The sequence below is a fragment of the Embleya sp. NPDC055664 genome (assembly GCF_053618075.1).
In genome coordinates this window covers 62,504-85,763 of the sequence record NZ_JBSHGZ010000005.1, presented here as the reverse complement: position 1 = coordinate 85,763, position 23,260 = coordinate 62,504, and the positions used below count along the sequence as shown (strand labels likewise).

Annotated in this window: 18 protein-coding genes and 1 tRNA gene; 8 read left to right on the top strand and 11 right to left on the bottom strand. The window is 69.8% G+C overall.

Features of this window, described 5'->3' with window-relative positions:
- Positions 1–143 precede the first annotated feature (143 nt).
- The 5 genes from ACWGR4_RS10595 to ACWGR4_RS10575 all read right to left on the bottom strand — a co-directional run bounded on the left by ACWGR4_RS10595 (position 144) and on the right by ACWGR4_RS10575 (position 3,138).
- On the bottom strand, positions 144–968 hold the full coding sequence (locus tag ACWGR4_RS10595; RefSeq protein ID WP_452131537.1) for an MBL fold metallo-hydrolase: 825 nt from the start codon (positions 966–968) through the stop codon (positions 144–146).
- A 79-nt stretch (positions 969–1,047) separates the two neighbouring features.
- The gene (locus ACWGR4_RS10590) at positions 1,048–1,923 is read right to left on the bottom strand and encodes an NUDIX hydrolase (RefSeq protein WP_379998886.1); all 876 of its coding nucleotides are present in this window, start codon (positions 1,921–1,923) and stop codon (positions 1,048–1,050) included.
- A gap of 122 nt (positions 1,924–2,045) precedes the next feature.
- A complete protein-coding gene (locus ACWGR4_RS10585) occupies positions 2,046–2,513 on the bottom strand; it encodes a RidA family protein (protein WP_395798440.1) in 468 nt (155 codons plus the stop codon).
- Entirely contained in the window at positions 2,510–2,674 is a 165-nt protein-coding gene (locus tag ACWGR4_RS10580; protein ID WP_170222226.1) for a DUF4177 domain-containing protein, read from the bottom strand. The genes ACWGR4_RS10585 and ACWGR4_RS10580 overlap by 4 nt, the downstream gene beginning before the upstream one ends.
- Positions 2,675–2,685: 11 nt before the next feature.
- Complete coding sequence (locus ACWGR4_RS10575; protein WP_379998882.1) at positions 2,686–3,138, bottom strand: Lrp/AsnC family transcriptional regulator; 453 nt, start codon at positions 3,136–3,138, stop codon at positions 2,686–2,688.
- 168 nt (positions 3,139–3,306) lie between these two features.
- Here ACWGR4_RS10575 and ACWGR4_RS10570 point away from each other — a divergent pair, with 168 nt between their 5' ends.
- From ACWGR4_RS10570 to ACWGR4_RS10555, 4 genes are all read left to right on the top strand, one after another.
- A complete protein-coding gene (locus tag ACWGR4_RS10570) occupies positions 3,307–4,170 on the top strand; it encodes a tryptophan 2,3-dioxygenase (RefSeq protein WP_452131538.1) in 864 nt (287 codons plus the stop codon).
- A 22-nt stretch (positions 4,171–4,192) separates the two neighbouring features.
- Entirely contained in the window at positions 4,193–5,488 is a 1,296-nt protein-coding gene (gene kynU / locus ACWGR4_RS10565) for a kynureninase (protein ID WP_452131539.1), read from the top strand.
- Positions 5,489–5,636: 148 nt separating this feature from the next.
- The gene (locus tag ACWGR4_RS10560) at positions 5,637–6,698 is read left to right on the top strand and encodes an ArsA-related P-loop ATPase (protein ID WP_452131540.1); all 1,062 of its coding nucleotides are present in this window, start codon (positions 5,637–5,639) and stop codon (positions 6,696–6,698) included.
- A complete protein-coding gene (locus ACWGR4_RS10555) occupies positions 6,695–7,876 on the top strand; it encodes an ArsA family ATPase (protein ID WP_452131541.1) in 1,182 nt (393 codons plus the stop codon). Before ACWGR4_RS10560 ends, ACWGR4_RS10555 begins: the two co-directional genes overlap by 4 nt.
- A 213-nt stretch (positions 7,877–8,089) precedes the next feature.
- On the opposite strand, the gene ACWGR4_RS10550 is transcribed toward ACWGR4_RS10555, so the two are convergent.
- Positions 8,090–8,404 (bottom strand): WhiB family transcriptional regulator, encoded by a 315-nt coding sequence (locus ACWGR4_RS10550; RefSeq protein ID WP_020554910.1) that lies wholly within the window; start codon positions 8,402–8,404, stop codon positions 8,090–8,092.
- A 369-nt stretch (positions 8,405–8,773) separates the two neighbouring features.
- Between ACWGR4_RS10550 and ACWGR4_RS10545 the strand changes: the two genes are divergently transcribed.
- On the top strand, positions 8,774–11,128 hold the full coding sequence (locus ACWGR4_RS10545) for a transglycosylase domain-containing protein (RefSeq protein WP_452131542.1): 2,355 nt from the start codon (positions 8,774–8,776) through the stop codon (positions 11,126–11,128).
- 234 nt (positions 11,129–11,362) lie between these two features.
- Here the strand turns inward: ACWGR4_RS10545 and ACWGR4_RS10540 are convergent, their stop codons facing one another.
- Positions 11,363–11,818, bottom strand: coding sequence for a GatB/YqeY domain-containing protein (locus ACWGR4_RS10540; protein WP_395798453.1), 456 nt, complete (start codon positions 11,816–11,818; stop codon positions 11,363–11,365).
- A gap of 157 nt (positions 11,819–11,975) precedes the next feature.
- On the opposite strand from ACWGR4_RS10540, the gene ACWGR4_RS10535 reads away from it, so the two are divergent.
- Positions 11,976–12,908 carry a metallophosphoesterase gene (locus tag ACWGR4_RS10535; RefSeq protein WP_379998868.1) on the top strand — a complete coding sequence of 311 codons (933 nt, stop codon included), beginning with the start codon at positions 11,976–11,978 and terminating at the stop codon, positions 12,906–12,908.
- Positions 12,909–12,957: 49 nt separating this feature from the next.
- Positions 12,958–13,034 (top strand) — tRNA-Pro (locus ACWGR4_RS10530).
- A gap of 351 nt (positions 13,035–13,385) precedes the next feature.
- On the opposite strand, the gene ACWGR4_RS10525 is transcribed toward ACWGR4_RS10530, so the two are convergent.
- The 4 genes from ACWGR4_RS10525 to ACWGR4_RS10510 are packed head-to-tail and all read right to left on the bottom strand — an operon-like array spanning position 13,386 to position 22,084.
- Positions 13,386–16,103 carry a pPIWI_RE module domain-containing protein gene (locus ACWGR4_RS10525; protein ID WP_395798457.1) on the bottom strand — a complete coding sequence of 906 codons (2,718 nt, stop codon included), beginning with the start codon at positions 16,101–16,103 and terminating at the stop codon, positions 13,386–13,388.
- Positions 16,091–19,657, bottom strand: a complete 3,567-nt coding sequence (locus ACWGR4_RS10520; protein ID WP_452131543.1) for a pPIWI_RE_Z domain-containing protein — start codon at positions 19,655–19,657, stop codon at positions 16,091–16,093. The genes ACWGR4_RS10525 and ACWGR4_RS10520 overlap by 13 nt, the downstream gene beginning before the upstream one ends.
- Complete coding sequence (locus ACWGR4_RS10515; protein WP_452131544.1) at positions 19,650–20,711, bottom strand: pPIWI_RE_Y domain-containing protein; 1,062 nt, start codon at positions 20,709–20,711, stop codon at positions 19,650–19,652. The genes ACWGR4_RS10520 and ACWGR4_RS10515 overlap by 8 nt, the downstream gene beginning before the upstream one ends.
- The gene (locus ACWGR4_RS10510) at positions 20,708–22,084 is read right to left on the bottom strand and encodes a PD-(D/E)XK nuclease family protein (RefSeq protein WP_452131545.1); all 1,377 of its coding nucleotides are present in this window, start codon (positions 22,082–22,084) and stop codon (positions 20,708–20,710) included. The genes ACWGR4_RS10515 and ACWGR4_RS10510 overlap by 4 nt, the downstream gene beginning before the upstream one ends.
- A gap of 302 nt (positions 22,085–22,386) precedes the next feature.
- Between ACWGR4_RS10510 and ACWGR4_RS10505 the strand changes: the two genes are divergently transcribed.
- A complete protein-coding gene (locus ACWGR4_RS10505) occupies positions 22,387–23,244 on the top strand; it encodes a serine/threonine-protein kinase (protein WP_395798465.1) in 858 nt (285 codons plus the stop codon).
- Positions 23,245–23,260: the final 16 nt, after the last annotated feature.

The following is a 23,260-nucleotide window of genomic DNA, read 5'->3' as shown; positions in this document are numbered from 1 at the left end:
GGGTTGGGCGGGGGCTGGGGGGGGGGGCGGGGGCCTTTTGGCCCGCCGGGGGGTTGCCGCCCCGCTCGGCCTACCTATTCCAACACACCGCCCGGGGGCCCCGCGGGGGGGGGCCCCACGGTCGTGTTCGGGCGGCGGTGCGCTCAGGCGTCGGCGCGCTCGGCCAGATACTCCAGCTGGGCGCGGACCGACAGCTCTGCGGCCCACCACACGTCCCGGTCCACGTCGGCGTAGACCCGCCGGACGACCTCCTCGGCGGTGGTGTCGCCCGCGGCGACCGCGGCCTCCACCTGGGCCAGCCGGGCCGCACGGTGTGCCAAGTAGAAGTCGAGCACGCCGGCCGCGTCGTCCAGGATCGGGCCGTGCGCGGGCAGCACGGCGGTGATCTCGCCGGATCCGGCCAGCGCGCGCAGCCGGCGCAGCGAGTCCAGGTAGTCGCCCAGGCGGCCGTCGGGATGCGCGACCACCGTGGTGCCGCGGCCGAGCACGGTGTCGCCGGTGATCACGAACCGGTCCGCGGCCACCACGAAGCACACCGAGTCACCCGAATGGCCGGGTGTGGCCAGCACGCGCAGATCGAGTCCGCCGTCGTCGATCACCTGCCCGTCGGTCAGGCCCTCGCCGCCGTAGCGCCACTGCGGGTCGACCGCGTGCACCACCGCGTTGGTGAGCGCCTTCAGGCCCGCCACGCCCGCCGAGTGGTCGGGGTGGCCGTGGGTGAGCAGGATCCGGCCCACCCGGCGGCCCTCGGCCTCGACCGCGGCGACGATCGCGCGCAGATGGCCCTCGTCGTCGGGGCCCGGATCGATCACCACGGCGGTGTCCGCGCCGGGCTCGGCCACGATCCAGGTGTTGGTGCCGTCGAGCGACATCACGCTCGGGTTGGGCGCGAGCAGACAGGTCACCCGCGCGCTCGCGGGTCCGCCGATGCTCGCGCGAGGGTTGCCGGGCAGGGGCTGTGCGTTCATGGTCGCCATCCTGTACCTCGGGTGCCCGGGACCGAACGGTGGATCGTTGCGTATCGGCCCCCGGGGCGCCGACGCGGGGTCAGCGCAAACCGAACGGGTCCGCGATGCCGGGCCATTCGAGCACGAGGCGGTCTCCGTCGAAGCGGCCCTGCGCCATGATCGGGCTGATCTCGCGGTCCGCGGCGGCGGCCAGCGCGGCGGCGGGGTCGGCGAGTTCGGCCAGGTGGCGCAGCATGTCGATGGTGGGGGGCAACATCGCCATCTCCTGCGCGCGGTGTTGGGCCAGCGCGTCGGCGGGGCGGGCCCAGGTGACCCGGTCCGCCTCGCCCGAGACGTCGCGGGTGCGTTGGCCGGCGGGCAGCGCGGCGACGAAGAACCACGTGTCGTAGCGCCGGTCCTCGAATTCCGGGGTGATCCAGCGCGCCCACGCGCCGAGCAGGTCGGAGCGCAGCACCAGGTCGCGGCCGGCCAGGAACTCGGTGAAGGTGCGCTCGCGGGCCACCAGCGCGGCGCGGTCGGCCTCCCAGTCGGCACCGGTGGTGTCCGAGACGACGGTGGTCGGGTCGGGCCCGGCGAGCAGCACGCCGGATTCCTCGAAGGTCTCCCGCACTGCCGCGCACACGATCGCGCGGGCCTCGGCGACCGTGGTGCCCAGCCGTTCGGCCCACTCGGCGGGTTCGGGTCCGGCCCAGGCGGGCGAGTGGTCCGCGTCGCGGGGGTCGACCCCGCCGCCGGGGAAGGCGTACATCCCGGCCGCGAACTTCATCGTGGTGTGCCGGCGCAGCAGGTACGCCTCGGCCCCTCGGGGACGGTCGCGCAGCAGCACCACGGTCGCCGCGCGCCGCGGGGGCACCGGTTCGGCCTCGCCGGCGATGATCGCGCGGGCCCGTTCGGTCCAGGACGCGGGCATGCCCGGCTGGGCGTTCCCGGCTTGCGTACTCCCCGTTTCGGCCATGCGCCGGATCGTACGCCTGACCGAGTCAAGTTCCATCCCTGACCCCCCGAAACCGAGCGGACCCGCCCCTTTCGGGTGCGGGTCCGCTCCGCGCGTACCCGAACGGACGCGCGCCGTTCGGGTCAGACCACCTCGACGAGGATCTCCACCTCGACCGGGGCGTCGAGCGGCAGCACCGCCACGCCGACCGCGCTGCGCGCATGCCGGCCGGCCTCGCCGAAGACCTCGCCGAGCAGTTCGCTGGCGCCGTTGATCACGCCGGGCTGCCCGGTGAAGTCGGGGGCGCTGGCCACGAAGCCGACCACCTTGACCACCCGGCGCACCAGCGCGAGGTCGCCGAGTTCGGCCTTGACCGCCGCGAGCGCGTTGAGCGCGCACTGCCGCGCGAGGTCCTTCGCCTCCTCGGCGGTGACCTCGGCGCCGACCTTGCCGGTCGCGGGCAGCTTGCCCTCGATCATCGGCAGCTGGCCGGAGGTGTGGATGTAATTGCCGGTGCGGACCGCGGGCACGTAGGCCGCGACCGGAGGCACCACGCCGGGCAGCGTCAGGCCCAGGTCGGTGATGCGCTGTTCGGGGTGTACCTCGCTCACGCCGCCACCTGCTTCGCCCGCTTCATGTAGGCCACCAGGCTCTCCGGGTTCGGACCCGGCACCACCTGGACGAGTTCCCAGCCGTCGTCGCCCCAGTTGTCCAGAATCTGCTTGGTCGCGTGCACCAGCAGGGGGACGGTCACGTATTCCCACTTCGTCATGGGTCCAGACTTTAGACCGACACGTCCGGCGGTTCGACGGGGCGCCACGCCACCGGCGAGGACAACACCATCGTGCTGGAGGGTTTGCCGTGCTCGGCGAGCCGGTCGATGAGCACCTGGAAGTCGACCATGGTGGCGACCGCGACCATCAGCAGGCAACACGCGTCGCCGGTGACCCGGTGCACCTGGAGCACCTCGGGCCATTCGCGCACCGTGTCCGCGTCGCGGCGCAGCAGACAGCCCGGGCCGTAGCAGTTCATCCGGACCAGGGCGACCACGCCGCGGCCGGCCGCGGCCGGGTCCACGTGCGCGTGGTAGCCGGTGATCACGCCGCTGTGTTCGAGCCGGCGCACCCGGGTGGCCACCGCCGGCGCGGAGAGGTTGATCCGCCGGGACAGTTCGTTGAGCGAGGTCCGGGCGTCGCGTTGCAGTTCGGCGAGCAGTCTGCGGTCGATCGCGTCCATGTTCGCCCTCCGTTCACGATCGTGAGGGTATGTCGTCCGACACGTTGCGAGCGTAAACCGAATCGGCCGTTCCGAGGTTCGACGCCCATTCCCAACCGAGCCGTCGCACGATTGCATGTGGGCACTCCCCGACCGGCCCCCGGCGGGCCCGGCGCGAGAGGTGGACGTATGGCGGTCGGCGCACCTACGCCCCGAAGCGAATCGGCGCACGGCGTCCACCCGCCGGATGCGTGTGAGCCCGGCGCGGTCCCCTACGCGGACTATGTGCGGCTCGACACCCTGCTGTCCCTCCAGCGCACCCGCACCGACGTGCCCGCCGAGATGTCGTTCCTGATCGCGTCCCAGGTGATGGAGTTGTTGTTCGCGCTGCTCCGACACGAGTGGACGATCGCGGGCGAGCGGCTCGACGCCGACGACGTGGCGGGCGCGACCGACACGCTGCGGCGCAGCGTGCGCGAGTTGGACGTGCTGGTGTCCACGTGGGACCTGCTCGCCACGCTCACCCCCGGCGAGTTCGGCGCGTTCCGCGAGGAGCTGGGCGAGGCATCCGGCTTCCAGTCGTACCTGTACCGGCACCTGGAGTTCCTGCTCGGGATCAAGCGCGCGGGAGTGCTGCGGGGCTACGTGGGCGCCCCGGACGTGCACGCGGAGCTGGATCGGGCGTTGCGGGCGCCGAGCCTGTACGACCACGCACTCGACCTGCTCGCCCGGCGGGGCCTGTGCAAGGCCGCGAGCGGGCGGCCCGACCCGAGCCGGCCCTACGAGCCGACGGAGGACGTCGAACGCGCGTGGGCGGGCGCCTACACCGACGGGGTGCGCGATCTGGTCGCTCTCGGCGAGGTGTTGACCGACATCTCCGAGCGCTGGACCCGCTGGCGCGAGCGACACCTGGCCGCCACACTGCGAGCGCTGGGGAACCGACCGGGAACGGGCGGTTCGGCCGGTGCTTCTTGGTTGGAACAGACCGTTCGCGTGCGCGTTTTTCCCGAGTTGTGGACCATGCGCACCTTGGTCGAACCATCGAAGTCCTGATTCATCGAAAGACTGGTGGAGCATGTCGGATTCCTCGTTGAACACGGTCGCCGACGATTCGTCGGACCAACGCTCGACCGCCGGCCTCGCGGCCGGGCGGAGCACCACCGCGGCCGCGCTCGACGCCGCCGATCCGCTGGCGCACGTGCGCGAGCGGTTCCTGCTGCCGGAGGGTGTGATCTACCTCGACGGCAACTCGCTCGGCGCGCTGCCCGCCGGCGTGCCCGAGGCGCTGCGGGACGCGGTGCACCGGCAGTGGGGCACGGACTTGATCCGTTCCTGGAACGCCAACGACTGGTGGGGCGCGCCCGCGCGGATCGGCGACCGGATCGGCGCGCTGATCGGCGCCGCGCCCGGCCGGGTGGTCTGCGGCGACTCGACGTCGGTACAGATCTTCAACGCGATCGCGGGAGCGCTGCGGCTGCGCCCGGGGCGCACCGTGGTGCTGGCCGACCCGGACAGTTTCCCGACCGACCTCTACCTGGCCGACTCGATCGCCGGCCTGCTCGGTGCCGAGGTGCGCCGAGTGCCGGTCGGCGAGGCGGCCGAGGTGTTGCGCGCGGACGGCGACACGATCGCGGTGATCGCGTACAACCACGTCGACTACCGCAGCGGCGAGCTGCGCGACCTGCCCGGCCTGACCGCCGCCGCGCACACCGCCGGCGCGTTGGCCCTGTGGGACCTGTGCCACTCCGCGGGCGCGTTCCCCATCGACCTGGACGCACACGAGGTGGACCTCGCGGTGGGCTGCGGCTACAAGTACCTGTCCGGCGGGCCCGGCGCGCCGGCGTTCGTCTACGTCGCCGAGCGGCACATCGCCGCGTTCGAGCCGGCGCTGACCGGCTGGCACGGGCACGCGAACCCGTTCGGCATGGAGGCCGGCTACGCCCCGGCGCCCGGCATCGAACGGGCCCGGATCGGCACGCCCCCGCTGCTGTCCATGCTCGCCCTGGAGGCCGCCCTCGACGCCTACGACGGGGTGTCCATGGCCGAGGTGCGGGCCAAGGGCCTGGCACTGACCGACCTGTTCATCGCGTGTGTGCACGACCTGGGCCTGGAGACGCTGACCCCGACCGAGCACGCGCGGCGCGGCAGCCAGGTCGCGGTGCGCCACTCCGAGGCGCACGCGGTGATGGCGGCGCTGATCGACCGGGGGGTGATCGGCGACGTGCGACCGCCGGACGTGCTGCGCTTCGGCTTCAACCCGCTCTACATCGGACACGCCGACGTGGTCGAGGCCGCGCGGGTGCTCGGGGACATCCTGGAGACGGGGGCGTACAAGGAAGCGCGCTACGCCGTTCGGTCGACGGTGACGTGACGCGAGTCACCCCGGGGGGATCACCTCCGACCGGGCGGGGGGCGGGTGGTTAGGCTCGACTCGTGAGTTTGGGTGCGAGGTCACACGGGTCCGGTGGTTGCACGCGTGCGGCCGAATGGCGCAAGCCTTCGAGGGCAGGGATCCGGGCATGCCGCCGCCCCGAGCCGAGCGCGCCGCCCCGTTCCGCCGGGCGGCTGCCGTGACCACGTGGCCGGCGGGCGCACGCACGACCGACGGCGACGCCGATTGGGAGGGCGTGCGCCTGCACGTGGTCAGCGGCAAGGGCGGCACCGGCAAGACCACCGTGGCCGCAGCCCTCGCCCTGGCGCTGGCCACCGGCGGGCGGCGCACGCTGCTGGTCGAGGTCGAGGGTCGGCAGGGCATCGCGCAGCTCTTCGACTGTCCGCATCTGCCCTACGAGGACCGCAGGATCGCGGTCGCCCCGGGTGGTGGCGAGGTGTACGCGCTCGCGATCGACCCGGAGGAGGCGTTGCTCGAATACCTCGACATGTTCTACCACCTGGGCCGGGCCGGTAAGGGCCTGAAGAAGCTGGGCGCGATCGACTTCGCCACCACCATCGCGCCGGGTCTGCGCGACGTGCTGCTGACCGGGAAGGCGTGCGAGTCGGCCCGGCGGCGGGTGCAGGGGGCGTTCGCCTACGACGCGGTGGTGATGGACGCGCCGCCGACCGGGCGCATCGCGCGGTTCCTCAACGTCAACACCGAGGTGGCCGGGCTGGCCCGGTTCGGCCCGATCCACACCCAGGCCGAGGCGGTGATGGGGGTGATCCGCTCGGCGCAGACCGCGGTGCACCTGGTCACCCTGCTCGAGGAGATGCCGGTCCAGGAGACCGTGGACGGTGTCGCCGAACTGCGCGCGTCGGGCCTGCCCACCGGCGGTGTGGTGATCAACATGGCCCGCCCGCCGCTCCAGGCCGAGGACGAGAGCGACACCGGCCGGCGGCTGACGCCCGAGCTGCTCGAGGCCGGGCTGCTCGCGGGCGGGATCAAGCCCACCCGGCCGCTGGTCGCCTCGCTGCTCGGCGAGGCCGACGAGCACGCGAGTCGGATCGAGTTGGAGAGCACCGGCCGGGCCCTGGTCCGCGGCCTGGATCTGCCGGTCTACGAACTGCCGCTGCTGGCCGACGGGATGGATCTGGGCGGTTTGTACCGCCTTGCCGAAGCGCTGCGCGAGCAGGGGATGGCATGAACAGGCTGGAGATCGACGCGCTGCTCGACGACCCGGGCACCCGCATCCTGGTGTGTTGCGGCTCCGGCGGCGTGGGCAAGACCACCACGGCCGCGGCGCTCGGGCTGCGCGCGGCCGAGCGTGGTCGCGACGTGGTGGTGCTGACCATCGACCCGGCACGCCGACTGGCCCAGTCGATGGGGCTGACCGAGTTGGACAACACGCCCCGCCGGGTCCTCGACGTCGACGAGACCAAGGGCGGCAGCCTGCACGCGATGATGCTCGACATGAAGCGCACGTTCGACGAGATCGTCGAACAACACGCCGACCCCGAGCGCGCGCAGCAGATCCTCGACAACCCCTTCTACCAGTCGTTGTCCTCCAGCTTCGCCGGCACGCAGGAATACATGGCGATGGAGAAGCTGGGCCAGTTGCACGCGACCGGCGAGTGGGACCTGATCGTGGTGGACACCCCGCCGAGTCGCTCCGCCCTCGACTTCCTGGACGCCCCCCAGCGTCTCGGCTCGTTCCTGGACGGCCGGCTGATCCGGATACTGTCCGCCCCCGCCAAGGTCGGCGGACGCGGCGCGCTCAAGTTCCTGTCGGCGGGCATGGGCATGATGACCGGCGCGCTGAGCAAGGTGGTCGGCACCCACCTGCTGACCGACATCCAGACCTTCGTGGCCGCGCTCGACACCACCTTCGGCGGCTTCCGCAAGCGGGCCGACGCGACCTACAAGCTGCTCCAGGCCCGGGGCACCTCGTTCCTGGTGGTCGCCGCGCCGGAGAAGGACGCGCTGCGCGAGGCCGCGTACTTCGTCGACCGGCTCGGCACCGAGCGCATGCCGCTGGCCGGCCTGGTACTCAACCGGGTGCACGCCACGAGCGCGGGGCGGCTGTCCGCGGAGCGGAGCCTGGCGGCGGCCGAGTCGCTGACCGAGCGGGCCGACGACCTCGACGACCCCGGTGCCGGGGAATCGGCCGGCGACGCGCCGCAGCCCGCCGATCTGCGGCTGGTCGCGGGGCTGCTCACGCTGCACGCCGAGCGGCTGCGGGTGATCGACCGCGAGGAGCGCATGCGGACCCGCTTCACGTCGATCCACCCCGAGGTACGGGTGACCGAGGTCCCGGCACTGCCCGGAGACGTGCACGACCTGGCGGGTCTGCGTGTCATCGGCGAGAGCCTGGGCTCCGGCTGACCTCGCGGCCGGGCCGACCCGTGGGCCCGGATGATCCGGACCGCGGTGACCCACCGCCCGACGTCTCGTCACCACCCCGCCGGGACCCGGGCCTGACTCCCGGCCCCGGCGGGCGGTGACGTGCGCGCGCGATGGCGTTGCGGATGCGGCGGTGTTCGAAGGTGTCGACCTCGGGTCGTCCACACGTGTTGCGCCACGTGTGCCGACACGTGTTCAGCCGGCGACCCGGAACTCCTCGTCTCCGTGAATGTCGCGCTCGTACTCCTCGCGCGCGGTCTCGAGGAGCCGACGCCACGAGGTGATCATCGGCCGGCGGCGCAGCAGCGCGCGCCGCTCCCGCTCGGTCATGCCGCCCCAGACGCCGAACTCCACCCGGTTGTCCAGCGCGTCGGCCAGGCACTCGGTGCGGACCGGGCATCCGGTGCACACTGCCTTGGCGCGGTTCTGCGCCGCCCCCTGCACGAACAGCTCATCCGGATCGGTACTCCGGCAGGCGGCCTGCGTGCTCCAGTCGGTAACCCAGCTCATGCTGGTGCCGTCCTCTCCCGATTTTCGAGGCTCCCCCAACGGCGGCGCCGGGAATTCCCGATGCCAAGCAGGACGGTACGAAACCCTGGGCACGCGCAACAGCCCCTGCGCGGGCAGTCATCGATGGCCCGGAAGGACTATGCGCAAATATGGACCCACCCGTCCGGGTGAATGCTCTTGCGCTTTGGGTCCGGGCTTCACTCAGAAGAGGGCACGTCGGAGGCACGTGAGACGGCAGCAGGACCCGACATCCGGCCACTTTCACTCCAAAGAGTGAAATGCGTGATGACACGAATCCCCCGGCTGCTCCGCCAGCTTAGGCGAAGTGCCTTCGCCGCGTAGGGTGTTTCGGCACGTAGGCTGTCGCCCATGGCCCGAACTTCCTCCGGCTCGGCCCGCCCGAAACGCGGTTCGTACCGTCCACGATCCCCGCTGGGCTTCGTGGGACGGTTCGCCGCGTTCGTGGGTGCGAGCATCCTCGCCGGCGCCCTGGTCGCGGGAGTCGCGCTGCCGTTCGTGGGCGGCCTCGGCCTGTCCGCGAAGGCGGCGTCGGAAAACTTCGACGACCTACCCGGCGATCTGGATCAACCGTTCCTCTCGCAGCCGTCGTACATCCTCGACTCCGAGGGCAACCAGCTCGCGATGGTCTACGACCGCTATCGCATCCTGAGGAACTTCGACCAGATCGCGCCGATCATGCGTCAGGCGATCGTGGCGATCGAGGACTCGCGCTACTACGAGCACGGTCCGATCGACCTCAAGGGCACCCTGCGTGCCCTGTTGCGCAACCAGCAGTCGGGTGGCACCGGATCCAAGCAGGGCGGATCCAGTCTCACCCAGCAGTACGTGAAGAACATCTTCGTGGAGGAGGCCGGCAACGACCCGGCCAAGGTGGCCAAGGCCCAGGCCCAGGAGGTCTCCCGCAAGATCAAGGAGTTGAAGTACGCGATCGGCCTGGAGCAACGGCTGTCGAAGGACGAGATCCTCACCCGGTATCTCAACATCACCTTCTTCGGCCGCCAGGCGTACGGCGTCGAGGCCGCGTCGCAGCGCTACTTCAGCAAGCACGCCGCCGATCTGACCCTGCCCGAGGCGGCCACCCTGGCCGGCGTGGTGCAGGCGCCGTCGGCGTACGACCCGATCGGCTATCCGAACGCCGCGCGGGATCGGCGCAACGTCGTGTTGCAGCGCATGGCCGAGGTGAAGGTCATCACCCAGGCCGAGGCCGACACCGCCAAGGCGACCGAACTCAACCTGAAGACCCAGCCGCTGCCCAACGGCTGCATCACCGCCGACCAGATCGACGGTGCCGCGTTCTTCTGCGACTACGTCGAACGGGTGGTCAAGAACGACCCGGCGTTCGGCGCGAACAAGGACGAACGCGACAAGATGTGGCGCGAGGGCGGCCTGAAGATCACCACCACGTTGGACCGAAAGGCCCAGAAGGCGGCCTACACCGCCGCAACCAAGGGCGTACTGCAAAAGGACCCGGTCGCCGACGCGGTCGTCATGGTCGAACCGGGCACCGGGAAGATCAAGGCGATGGCGCAGAGTCGGCCGTACGGGTTCGGCGACTACGAGACCACGCTCAACTACTCGGTCGACCACAACATGGGCGGCTCGACGTACGGCTTCCAGACCGGGTCCACGTTCAAGCCCATCACCGCCGCGGCGGCGCTGGAGAACGGGATGAAGGTCGACCAGGAATACTCCACCGGCTACGACATCGACATGCGGAAGGAGAAGTTCCGCACCTGCGGCGAATCGACTCGCGACCCCAAGTACCAGCCGCAGAACGAGAGCCGCAGCGAAACCGGCACCTGGAACATGCAGACCGCGCTGGAGAAGTCGATCAACACCTACTTCGTCCTGCTGTCCAAGGACGTGGGGCTGTGTCCGATCGCGACGCTGGCCGATCAGATGGGTGTGCACCAGGGCAACGGCGAGGCACTGAAGCAGGTGCCCAGCATGACGCTCGGCGCCAACACCATCGCGCCGATGAACATGGCGGCGGCATACGCGACGTTCGCCAGCCGCGGGGTGTACTGCACGCCGATCGCGGTCACCGAGGTGGCCAAGCTCGACGGCACCAAGTTGTCCGTCCCCCAGGCGGGCTGCAAGCAGGTGATGAAGCAGTCCACCGCGGACACCATCAACACCCTGCTCAAGGGTGTGGTCGAGGACGGCACCGGCACCCAGGCCGGCCTCAAGGACCGCGACAACGCGGGCAAGACCGGCACCACCAACGAGCGCAAGGCGGCCTGGTTCGTCGGCTACACGCCGAACCTGTCCACCGCGGTGTGGATCGGTGGCGCCAAGAACGATGTCGAGATGGTCGACATCAAGATCGCCGGGACCACGTATGAGAAGGTCTACGGCGGACAGGTCCCCGGACCGATCTGGAAGAGCGCAATGTCGGGTGCGCTCAAGGGTGTGGACGCGCCGGACTTCGCCGCCCCGCCCCCGGGCGCGATCCCGCCGAAGCCCGATCCCAACAAGAAGCCGGACGACGGCAAGCCCAACCCGCGCGACCAGAACCGACCGCCGGGGGGCGGGAGCACTCGGCCGCCGTGGCCGCCGTGGACTCCGCCGGTGACGCCGCCGACCACGCCGACCACGGGTGGGGGCGGTGCCACCAAGCCTCCGGAGACGCCGCGACCGCCGGGGCACACTCGGCCGCCGAGCACGGGGGATATCGGGGGTGGGGACTTCGGGGGGTTTTGAGTGGGGGTGATCGCGGGAGGCGCTCGCGATCGCCCGTAGTCGCTCGTGATCGCTCGTGATCGCTCGTGGAAATGTCGATGGTGGTGCTCCCGATGTGTTCGGGGGCACCACCATCGGCGTGTGGAGCGGAGGTCGGGCGGGCGTGCCCGGAGTCGGGCGCGGGACCGGCTCTGTGTGGTCGGGCCGGTGCGCTCCGCCCGGTGTGGTCGGGCCTGTGCGGTCGGCTCTGTGTGGTCAGCCGGCCAGCTGGCTCTTGATCTCGGCGGCGATCCGGCCGCCCTCGGCGCGGTCGCCGATCTTGGGGCGGACCACCTTCATGACCTGACCCATCGCCTGCGGGCCGGCGGCGCCGCTCTGCGCGATGGCGTCGGCGACGATCGCGCGGAGGTCGTCGTCCGACAACTGCGCCGGCAGGTAGGCCGCCAGGACCTCGCCCTCGGCGCGCTCGCGGGCGGCGGACTCGGTCCGGCCGCCGTTCGCGAAGGCCTCGGCGGCCTCGCGACGCTTCTTGGCCTCGCGCACGATGACCTTCAGCACCTCGTCGTCGGACAGCTCGCGGGCGATCTTGCCCGCGACCTCCTCGTTGGTGATCGCGGTCAGGGTGAGGCGCAGCGTCGAGGAGACCAGTTCGTCACGGGACCGGATGGCCGCGGTCAGGTCGCTCTGCAAACGGCTCTTGAGGGTGCTCATGGGGTCAAGTGTCGCAGCCGTGACCGGTGTGGCCGTACCGAATTACCGCGCTCGGAGTGCGTCCCGACCACTCTCACCCGGGCCCGGCCGCCGTCCCGCGACGTCGGGTGCGCCGCCGAGACTGCCGAGCATCGGCCGGCTCTGCCAGCATGGAGGGATGCGACCGCGTTCAGCCTTTCCCCTAGCCGTAGCCGCCACCGGGGCCGCCTGCCTCACCTACGCGGCGGCCTACGAGGCCCGTTCGTTCCGTCTGCGCCGGGTCGAGGTGCCGGTATTGCCGCGCGGCGCCCGGCCGGTTCGGATCCTGCAGGTGTCCGACATCCACATGGTGTCCGGTCAGCGCCGCAAGCAGGAGTGGCTGCGCCGGCTCGACGCGCTGCACCCCGACATGGTGCTGAACACCGGCGACAACCTGTCCGACCCGGAGGCGGTGCCGGAGACGCTGGACGCGCTGGGCCCGCTGCTCGGTCGGCCCGGGGCGTACGTGTTCGGGTCCAACGACTACTTCGGCCCGCGCCCCAAGGACCCCACGGGCTACCTGCGTCGCGACGACGGCACCCGGCGGCTCGGCCGGGAGAACCCGTGGACCGACCTGCGCGACGGCTTCGACGCGGCGGGCTGGGCAAACCTCAACAACGCGCGCGGCCGGCTCAAGGTGGACGGCCTGGACATCGAGCTGGTCGGCCTGGACGACCCACACATCGACCGGGACCGCTACGAGCAGGTGGCCGGCGGCCCCGACCGGAGCGCCGACATCTCGCTGGCCGTGGTGCACGCGCCGTACCTGCGCGCCCTCGACGCCTTCACCGCGGAGGGCTACCCGCTGGTGATCGCCGGCCACACCCACGGCGGCCAGGTCTGCGTCCCCTTCTACGGCGCCCTGACCACCAACTGCGACCTCGACCGCAAACGCGCCAAGGGCCTCTCGAAGCACCTGTCCGCCGACCGCGAGGCCTACCTCCACGTCTCCGCCGGCTGCGGCACCTCCCGCTACGCCCGCTTCCGCTTCGCCTGCCCCCCGGAGGCCACCCTCCTCACCCTGACCCCCCGTCAGTCCACCGCCGGCACCCCCTCCGCGCCCCCGCGCTAAACCGGATTTCGCCTCAGCCCCCCGACCCGCTAAGCTGAACGCGCAACATCGGGGTGTGGCGCAGCTTGGTAGCGCGCTTCGTTCGGGACGAAGAGGCCGTGGGTTCAAATCCCGCCACCCCGACCACCGTCAGGGGCCGTATCGGAGAGATCCGATACGGCCCCTGACGCGTTGCCGGCGCGAGGTACAGCACTCACTCCGGCTGTGAGCAACCTTGATCAAGCGCTGGGTCGGGTGGCCCACCCTTGGTGACCCGATGACTGGCCTGACGCAACTGCCACCGAGCGTCTCACCAACCTCCTTGAGCGCTTCGCGCATCCGCCCCCGACAAACTGGGGGCACGTTGGGGCTCCTGATGATCAGGAACCTTCTCGCCGGTGTAGAACTCGGACTTTTCACAGACGCCTGGTGGAAACGACCGAGTGCTGCTCCACGGCTTGGACAAGTCGCGGAGCAGCCGGCATTGCCCGCAGGCTGCTACACGCGGTTCTGCTCGGCCAACGGAGCCGGTGCCGGGGCGAGCGGCAGGACGTACTCCTCAGCCAGATTCGCCAGGTGCAACGGGAGCGGCCGGGAGAGCGGGTGGTAATCGTCGTGGAAGCGCAACTGGTGGGCAGCAGCAGCGACCACTGCGGGCCGGTCCGACCTCATGCCGGTGCGTCCGGCAGCCGCCAGGGCTGCCTCGGACAGGCAGCCCAAAACGGTGAGTTCCAAGGCTTGGGGATTCCAGGCCGTCGCTGCGGGACCATGCGGCCAGTTCTTGTCCGGAACCAGCTTGCGGAGGTCGCGGCGCACCGTGCCCGCAGTCGGCGGCTTGCCCACCGTGCTGACGAACACCCGATTATCGGCATCCGCTTCCCGCGCTGCCCAGAGACCTGCGGAGAACCCCGGCGTTTCCACCTCAGTCTCACCTGGTGCGTACCACTGGGGCGTCTCGCCACGGCTGTTGGCGTCGCGGAGCAGCACCACACGCAGGTCCTCCCCGTGAAGCGCGAGCCGGGCAGGCGGCTCCCCATCGAACGTGAGCATGTCCTTGACCAGCTGCCCGTTATTCAGTCCGGGCCACACCTCACGCAGGTTGCCGCTGTTCACAAGGAGCAGGGTCGGCCGGTCGCGCACCTGGTACAGCAATGCTCTGATCTGGCGCTCGACCTCGTCGCGCCGCTCCTCGGTGGTCGAGGCGGCGCGACCGAATCGGGTTCTCGTCGCAGCACCATCGGCAGCGAGGGTGAGCAGCAGCCGGGCGTAAGGCACCCACTCCTTGCGGGCGTCGTCCCAGCCACGTACAGGGTGCACCGGATCTCGTGGGCGGATCCGGAGGGCAACCAGGTGCCGTCCGGCCTGCCGAGTCGGCCCGTTGGCCTGCCGCCGCACGTGCCAAACCGCGAGATACTGGAGGTCGTCCGCCAGTTCCTCGTCCAGCCGCTGGTCCGGGGGGACAACGGCACCGAGCTGGCGCATCCCGTCGGCCAACGCGGACCGGGCGCGCTGAGCCAGAGGCCCTTCGGCGTCCTCCGGTACGACGATGAACTGGCTGACCCGGCGGGCCGACGCGCAACCGTGGCGCAGCGCGGACTTGGGATCGGAGTCCTGCGCCGAGAATCGCTCCGGACCCAGCGTCTCGATGATCGCAAGCCCCACCGGGCCGCTTCGGGGACCGAGCTGGGCGACCGTCAATGCGGCGCGCGCCCGGACGGCCTCCGCCAGCGCCTGGGCTCGTGATCGGCCGGATTCCCGGGCGATCTCCAGTGGTGCGCCCAGGGCACGGAGTGGCCGGGAGCGGAGCACGACATGCAGATCACCGTCGTGCCACTCCTGGTCGCCATCCGCTCCGCCCGATCCGACAGGGAGCTCCAGCCACTCACGAAGTGCCGCAACCAACTCGTCCCGGGTCTCCTCCGTCTGCCAGAGCAAGTCCACCAGCAGCGGCTGCCCGTCGAGTGTCGCGCGCACTGCGTCGCGCCGGGCTTGCACGCGGTACCGGGAGCGCGTCTTCAGCTCCTCCGGGTCCTTCGTCTGCGCGGCGGGCAGTAGGGCGGGCTTGGACTTCCGGTGCGCGCGTCCGAGGTCGGGCACCCGGCGCAGCACGGGTCGAAGTCCCTCCTCGACCCAGCGATCGAGCATCGACCGCTCTAGCGGCATGAGTCCGGTTCCGACACCGTGCCGGCCCATCGTGGTGCTGTGCAAAATGCCTGCGGCGACCCCGTCCCGGCCTTCGATCCAGTCGACCGGGTCTGCAACCAACTCAGCCGGCTTCGGGTAGGCGCGCAGCACGTCCAGTTCTGGCAGCAGGTCGACCAGGCTCTTCCGGCTCCAGGCAAGCATGCCAAGGCGGCGGTCGAAGACCAGGGAGTTGGCGGTGAGCCGCCAGCGCGGACCGTCGGCGCCAGGCCACGGCAGCGGCGCATCGAGCAGGACGGTCGCGCCGCGGCCCTCTGGCAGCCAAACGGGCGAGCCGGTGGCCCAGCGGCGGATTCCGTACGAGACGTGCACCCGAAAGCGCGCGGCGAACGGAACCGTCTGCACGGTGACGGTCACCAGCCCTGAGTAGTACCAGACGCGCTTTCCCCGGGTGTAGCTCTGCGGCGGCCAGCTGACCAACTCGACCCCTTGGTCACGGGTTACCAGCCGGAAGGAGAGGTCGACGCCGTTCAGGTGGAGCGGGCGGGCGGCGAGCCTGGCACCGATCCACTCTGGCAGCAGGTGGTAGAGCCTGCGGTCGGGTTGGGCTGTGCCGCCGGGGGACAATTCCGCGGACGTAAGGTCCACGGCCTCATGTTGCCATCGCGGGGCATGCTGATCGATGAGCGCCAGTGCTCGGTCCAGAGCCACCCGGTGGTCGGCCGCACGCTCGACGTCGGGGTCGGCGCCCGGCGGCAGGGTTAGCACCCAGGAGGCCAGCAGCGGCGTAACCAGTTCGGCGGGCATCTCCTCGGACGCGTAGAACCAGGGCACCTCGGCAGTGCTTCCGGCTCCCCGGCCGGTGGCCACCAGACCCGGGGCGGTGGCTCGCAGCAGGTCGTTGAGCTTTCTGATCGGCAGGCCCACCGGTTGCTCCCGGCGCCACTGTCGCCGATAGAGGTCCATGAACTCGGTCCGCCATTCCTCGGGGAAGCTGATCGCCCGGTATTGCTCGGTCCAGGGCCCGGCCTGCGGATCCGGTTCGTAGGCGGTGGTGCTGATCAGGCGGTACACGTGGTGTTCCTTTTGTCGGAAGACTGGGCAAGGCATCGGTCGAGGGCTGTCCACATCGGCCGGTAGAGCGCCTGAACGATGTAGCGGTCGGCAGCAGGTACGGGGGCGTCCGGGGTGAAGTAGGGCTCCAACACGGCATGGATGCTGTGCAGCAGGCTGGTCTTCGGGGTGTCCGGCTGGTTGGTTGTCTGACCGGCGGCCAGGTGGGGCGAGAATGCGGCGTCGACGAAGGCGACTCGGGTGGGCACCGCACCCCGCACGGAGCGGCCGATCACCTGCCAAATCAGCACGAGCAGGTCCCAGGTGACCTGCTCTCGGTCGTCGCCCAGCCGGCTCCATGCCATGCTCCTGGCGAGCACCCGATACCACTGCGAGCGAGCCAAATCCCTGACCTTGCGGGCGCCGAGGCCCAGAGTGGGCTCAGCCCGGACCCAGTCGGCAAACTCGCCCCCGTCGATGGCCCGGACGATCCAGTCGTTGATTGCGTGCACGGCGAGACCAAGGTCGTCAGGTCGCGGATTGGGCCGGGCAAGGAAGTAGATCGACCCGATCGCGGCGTGGTTGCGGTCGAGGTCGAGGATGTTGTGACCGCGTTCCACCGCCAGCAGGGGCGCCACCAGGATGTCGGCGCTGGTGTTGGCGAGCGTTTCCACATCGCCGCGGCGCAGCACGGGCGCGTGGTGCTCGTCGTCGTCCGACCAGATTCCGGCGTCGGGGTCGTCGTCGGACACCAGCCGACGAACCCTGCCCTTCCAGCGCTTGTTGAGGGTATGCAGGGTGTCCGCCACGACCTTGGCCTCCTCATAACTGCCGACGAGCAGCAGGATGTGGCGGCGGCTCTCCGGAAGGAGCGTCAACTCCTCGCGCAGACGGCTGATTCCGGCGTCCTCCTTACCGAGGGCGATGGCCATCCGGCGCAGAATGTCCGCTCGCTGGTCGAGTGGCTCGCCGGAAAGTCGCTGTGCCTCGTTGGGCTCATGGCACTCGCACCCCGCGCGGCACGCGCACCCGTCACGGACGAACTCGTAGCGGAACTCGCTCTGCTCAGCGATCCGGTCGAGCTCCTCCGGGGCAGGCTCGATGATCACGCCGATCGGCACCGAGATGTGATATCGGCTGGAGCTTCCAGCCCAACTGCTGCCCGACATCAGCAGGACGTTGGTACCAGGGCGGCCGTCCACCGTGGGCAGGTCGGGCATCACCCGGAGCAGTTCCCGACCGACCCCGCTGCACCGGAAGAAACGTAGTTCTCCAGTGCGCACTCCGCCGAGGTCCGGACCTTCCATCACGAACTGGAAGCCGATCAAATTGCCCATCGGTGCTTCGGGCACCATCGGGCCGTAGTCGAGCGGCCTGCGGTACATCTCGTTGAAGCCCAGGTGGAGCGCCGCAGCGACACGCGGCCACATGGCGTTGATCAAGGCGAGCTTGGGCTCGAGTGCACTGAGCAGCAAGGTGAACTCGAAGCGGGCCATCAACAGGGTCAGCCACCGGTCGGGGCTCTCCGGCGGGCGCTTTCTACTCCTGCGCCCGAAGGCCCTGCGGCCTGTCCCGCCCGACCCAAGTGTCGATGCGAGTTCGCCTGCGGCAGGCCCACGCAGTTCTCGGTACCGTTCACGGCCCTCGTCAGTGGGTTCCAGCAGAAGGTCGAGGTCGAACAGGTCGCGGAGCACCTCCTCCAGCCGCTCCCGAGTGCGCTCACGGTAGTTGGTGTGCAGGAGTTCGCCGAGCAGACCTGTGAGCTCCGCACCGTCATCGAGGGGTCGCCGTCGGTCGCCGAACGGGTTCTCCCGAAAGGTGTCCAGGATCTCGGTGAGCCGCCGTCGAGGCGCTCGGTGCGGATGTTCGGCGTCGGGTCCCACCCCCCCGACCGGTGTGTCGTCGCGATCCTCCGGAAGTGGGTACCGCTCCTCCAGCAGGCGGAGTTGGAGCGTCCAGGCACTGAAGTACCCGGTCCTGACCCAGTTGCGCAGGTCGACGTCCCGAACCAACATGGCAACCAGGCGGTCGGCCGCGGTCTGCGTGGTGTTGACGGCGGCCGACCAGTTCTCCACGTCACGGTCGGACAACTGGATCCGGCCGGCGCCGGCCAGCTCACGAATGCGGTGCTGGTTGACGTCGTCAAGGAAGGACCGGATATCGGGGCCGCCGCCGATCAGCGGAATGGCCGGCGCGAACATTCGGTCGAGCTGCATCTGGACTCGGTCCGCCTCGTCGACGATTACCAGGTCGCTACGCCTGCAGGCCAGTTCGAGGTAGCGAATGCGCTCGTGATTCTGTGGATGCGGCACCGCAGAATCGACCAAGCTGGCAGGCGTGGCGATCCAAATGGCCGCGTCGACCAGCTCGCGGGCGCTGTGGTGACGAGGGCAGCCGGACCAGAAGGGGCAAGACACCCGGTGCCGTGACCACGACTCGTCCGCGAAATCCCGGCGGCGGCTGGGCGGTTGCAATCTGTTGCAGGGCGCTTCGCCGTATCCCAGCGGGTCGTCGGCAAACTGCCCCTCCGCGTATCGTAGTGCGTTCAGGGCGCAGGACGTGCTCAGGTACACAAACCCAGGGTCGTCGTGGGTGAGTAGGTTACGCCCGCCACGTCCGATCAACCGCCGGTGCAGCCGCTCGGCGTGCTGCTGACGGCCCGATGCACCGAGCACCGGGGCGGCCGACCCAGGCACATACGTGTTGTACAGCCGGACCAGCTTGAGCTGTTCGGCGACGTCTCCGATGACGATGGTTGCCCGGAGGCCCCGCCTGGCCAAGTGCACGGCCAGCACGTCCCGCAGGGTGCTTTTACCGGCGCCGACGATGCCCAACAGATGCTGGAGCCGCGCCACCTCGAAACCGTCCGCGCGCCGGAACTCCCCGCCTTGGCCGTCGAAAAGATGGATCGCACGTAACCGTCCGACCCAGTTCACTGGCTCCACCGAGTCCATGAAGGCCGCAGTCTCCAGCAGGTCGTCCCATCGGAAGTGCAACGGCTTCCCCCCGTTCACTGGCGGCGCCGCAAGGTCGTGGGCGATCGGCGGCGGCAGGGCATGCTCGGGCAGCCGGACGGTAGTCAGGTGCCGGCCGATCGGGAAGGCGTGCCGTCCCGCTTTGGCAAACGCCATGGGTCGTCCGGCGAAAGCCGGTGCCTCGCGCAGCAGCCGCTCGTAGGTCTCCCAACGATCCGGTGCTACTGACAGCGAGGACCGGCGAGCGGCTGGACGATCCGGGTCGGCGACCTCATAGCCGCGGAGCCGGCGGTCGATCCGCTGATACTCCTGAAGTGCCTCGGTCCAGGCCAGACGACGGCCCCAGGTCCAGAGGGTATGCCGGGCCGTACGGAGGGTCCGTTCTCCGGCTGCGTCGACGGCTCCCGAGACCCGCGCGAACGGGTACCCGCTGAACAACGTCCAGGCATCTGCTGCCGGCGCGCCGGTGGCAAATGTCTCTTGAAGGAGGAGCCCAACCTCGATTTCACACATGGAGACAAGCCGAGCGGCCTTCAGTTGCGGGGCCGCGTCCGACAAACGGTCGACCACCTCGACCAAGGACTGGGTGGTGCTACGCATGGGCCCTCCTTGTTCGACCGGTCGGCTCCGGCGCGGTGAACTCGCTCGCGGACAACAGACGCACCCGGGTGCCGGTTGGCACCGCACAATCGAAGTCCTGTCGATACCCAGGGCGCGCCGCCACCCCGTCCGGGACCACGACGTCCAACGGCTCACCGAGCAGGGCGGCGACCTCCGCCGCCCGTAGGGCGGCCGGCAGCGGTTGCTCTCGATCGTGGACCTGAAAGGCACGCGGCATCCCGTCATGGCTGGAGAAGAAGTGGACCCCCAGGCCAAGAGGGCGCAGCCGGGCCCTCTCCGCGAGCTGGGAGCGAACGGTCAGCTCGGTACGGCCTGGAAGTGCCAGAAAGAATCGCAACGCTAACGGCAGGGCAAGGGCCAGCCCGGGCTGCTGGGACACTTCAAGCTTGCGACCCACTGCCAGGCACCCGCCCTCACACCATCGACCTTCCGTTGTCGCAGACTTCGCGAGCAGCCCACAACCGGTGCAGCAGTGCAGCAACCCGTCGATCGTGAAGCGGTCGGGTACGGGACCGTAGAGTTCCTTGACCAGCCTCCAGGTCTGAGCCACGGCCGGCTGCAGCACTTCCACCGGATCGAAGCGAAGGATGACTGGCCGCCGGATGAGGAAGTCGCGGCACACCGCGAACCGCTCCACGGTGCCGCATGTGTTGGCAAGTCCGGCCAGTAGGGTTTCGGCCTCCTGCTCCGGCCCGCCCTGCGGGCCGAAAGAGGCCAGCTCAGCGCAAGTCCTGGTCGGCTCGCCCGCTGCAGGGTTGATCAGACGGGCATCTGCGGTCAGGAAACCACTCGGCAGTGCCAGCGGCCAACCATCCAGCTCTCGCTCTCGACACCAAGACATCAGCTCTGGTATTCCGGAGGGCACCGGCAGGCCCCTGGTCAGGCCCGCGAGCACCAAGCGGTCCAGGGTAAGTTGAACGATCGGCGGGTAGGGCAGCCGGAACGTCGACGACCGGGCCACGGAGTTCAGTTCGATCACGCTGCGGGCCACCGCAACCAGTAGGTCGATGTCCGTCGACACGTCCTCGGTCACCGGCCCGCCCCCGGTCCCGCCGTCTGTCGCACCGAGCACCACCGCGCCACTTCGCAAGTAGCGCACTCAGCGCCGGGGACAGCCACGAAGAGCCTTTCCGCGTGCCAGCCCGATACCTGCTCGCGCAGCGCCGCCTCGGCGGCGGCCCCGGTCGCGGGTGCGAACGGATCGAGGATTCGCAGGTCCACGCCGCCGGGACGCAGCAGCTCCAACTCGACCCTTCCCCTGCCCGGCGGGCCGGGGAGCGCGCCCTTGCCGATTATCCTGATGGCCAGGGCCAGTTGGGGGTAGGCCGCCAACACGTCGCGGCGAGGGCGATTGCTGCGGGAGGTTTTGGTCTCCCGCCAGACCCATGAGCCCGCGTCCCGGTACAACAGGTCAGGCTCCGCCACGACCAGCAGGTCGGCCGCAGAGTCGTCGAACACCAGCCGGGGCTCGATCCGGATCTCCGACTGCTGTCCGACCATGTGTAGCGGGCATACTTCCGCGTGGTGGCGCAGCAGCTCGGCACCGAGCTCTCGTTCCTCAACAGGGAGTTGGTAGCCCTCAGGTACCCATTCTGCTGGGATGTCAGAGGTGCAGGGCGTGCGCGGCTGCCGCGCGTGTCGCTCGGCGAGGAACGCGTGGACCGCCCGCCCACGTTCGGCGGCGGCGCCCCGTTCCACAGTGTCGTCAGTCGGAAGCCGCAGCTCGCGCAAGTAGCCGCGGGCCGGGCAGCTCTGGTGCCTTCGGCCGGTGGTCGAGGACCAGCTACGGCGCGGCCGGCTCCGGTCGGATATCCCAAGCAACCCCGCTTCCCTCGGAAGCGCTGGGCAGACCGGCGCAACCGAACACGAGACACAGGCGGCACCAGGCCGATACTCCCGGCTGTCGAGCAGTGTGCGAACGGCGGGCACCCCATCGGCCCGGTAGGCCGCCAGCGCCTCGTCCCGAGTGCCGTCGAAGACCGGTGCCGTACGTCCGTCGGAGAGGGCGAATTGAACGACCCTTACCCGTTCGAGCCGGGGATCCGGATTCCCCTCCGCCGCGACCAGGGCAGCCACCGCGCGTTCCGCCGCGCTGCGCGCACGGAGGCGGTTGACTGGCAGGCGCAGCTCGCGCAGCCGACCATCGTCCGTCTCGAAGCAGCGGCCCCAGGCGATGATCCGGTACTCCACGGCGCCGCGGCCGCTATCCGTAGGGCGGTAGTGCCGATAGACCCAGGGCTCGCGGGCGAGGCGAAGATCCCGGTCGGCCTTGAACGCCTCCTGATACATCCGCAACGCATGCTCGGTCCACTGCCGCAGGCCATCGTGTAGCGGACGCCGCCCCTTGCGCGGTGGGCTCGGCAGCGGCTCATCCACCGTCCGTTCCATCTTGTCAGCCGCAGCCATGAACGGGCCGTGAGGGAAGGACTCCAGTGGCTCGGGCTTCCAAACCGCCCGCGTGCGAAGCCGCAGTCCACGCGCCTTGAGTGCATCGGATGCCGGGCACCGATACTTCTTCGGGCCAAACATGGAAAGCCGCACGGTGACGACGGAGGAATCCCCGACGAGACCTTCGGGTGGCCAACTCTCTGTCATAATGACCTCACTTCTCTACCTCCCGGGGTACTTGGTTGAACCGGCCGGGCATTTCTTTTCCACACGGAGCGATTGCGTTGCTTCCCGGTACGCTCGTCAATAACCGTTACCTAGTGAAACGAAAGATCGGCGAAGGCGCCGAGGGCGAAATTTTCGTCGCATGGGACGAAGGATTCAAGCGGGACGTGGCGATCAAATTCCAGCGCGCCCAGACCTTCGAATCACCTGAAACCTATGTAGACGACGGCAGACTCATCGAACAGGAGTACGATCGCCTCGGTGTCGTGCTGGATGTTCCGGGAATTCCTCGCGTCTTCGACAAGGGATCCTTCGGCATAAGCAACCGTCGATTCCTGGTCATGGAATTGATCGATGGTGTCACCGTTGCTTCGTGGATCAGCGCGCACCAGCCTGTCCCGGCAGCAGCGGCGCTATCGGCCATCGGGCAGCTTTGCGAGATTCTCGGTGGGCTCCATGCCAAGGAATATGTCCACCGCGACGTCACGCCGAACAACACGATGCTTCAACCTGACGGCCGGGTCCGACTGTTGGACGTCGGCATCTCCGTCATGGCCGGGGAACTCAACGCCTATCCCGGTGGTAGTCCCGGCTATGCCGCGCCGGAGCAGTACGACCGGACCGTGGCGCTCACTCCACAAGCCGACGTCTTCGCCCTCGGCGTGCTGCTGTTCGAGATGGTTGCCGCCCGGCTGCCATACAGCGGCTTGGAGCGCCCGCTCGACGACAGGGCCTCGGCCTTCCCGAAGGATTTTCGGGCCGAGATGCCCGAAACGCTCCGTAGCCTGGGGCTCGCCATGGTGTCCGTCGACCCGCGAGAGCGACCCAACGGAGTCGCGGAAGTGCTGCGGCTCCTGCAGCCGATGCTGCCCGCAGCCGGCTCGCCCGCCTCCCCGAAAGCGACTCGCCCCGATCCCACGGCCCCATACCGTCTCGGACTGGCGGTGCCGTGACCCGCTCATGGGAGGC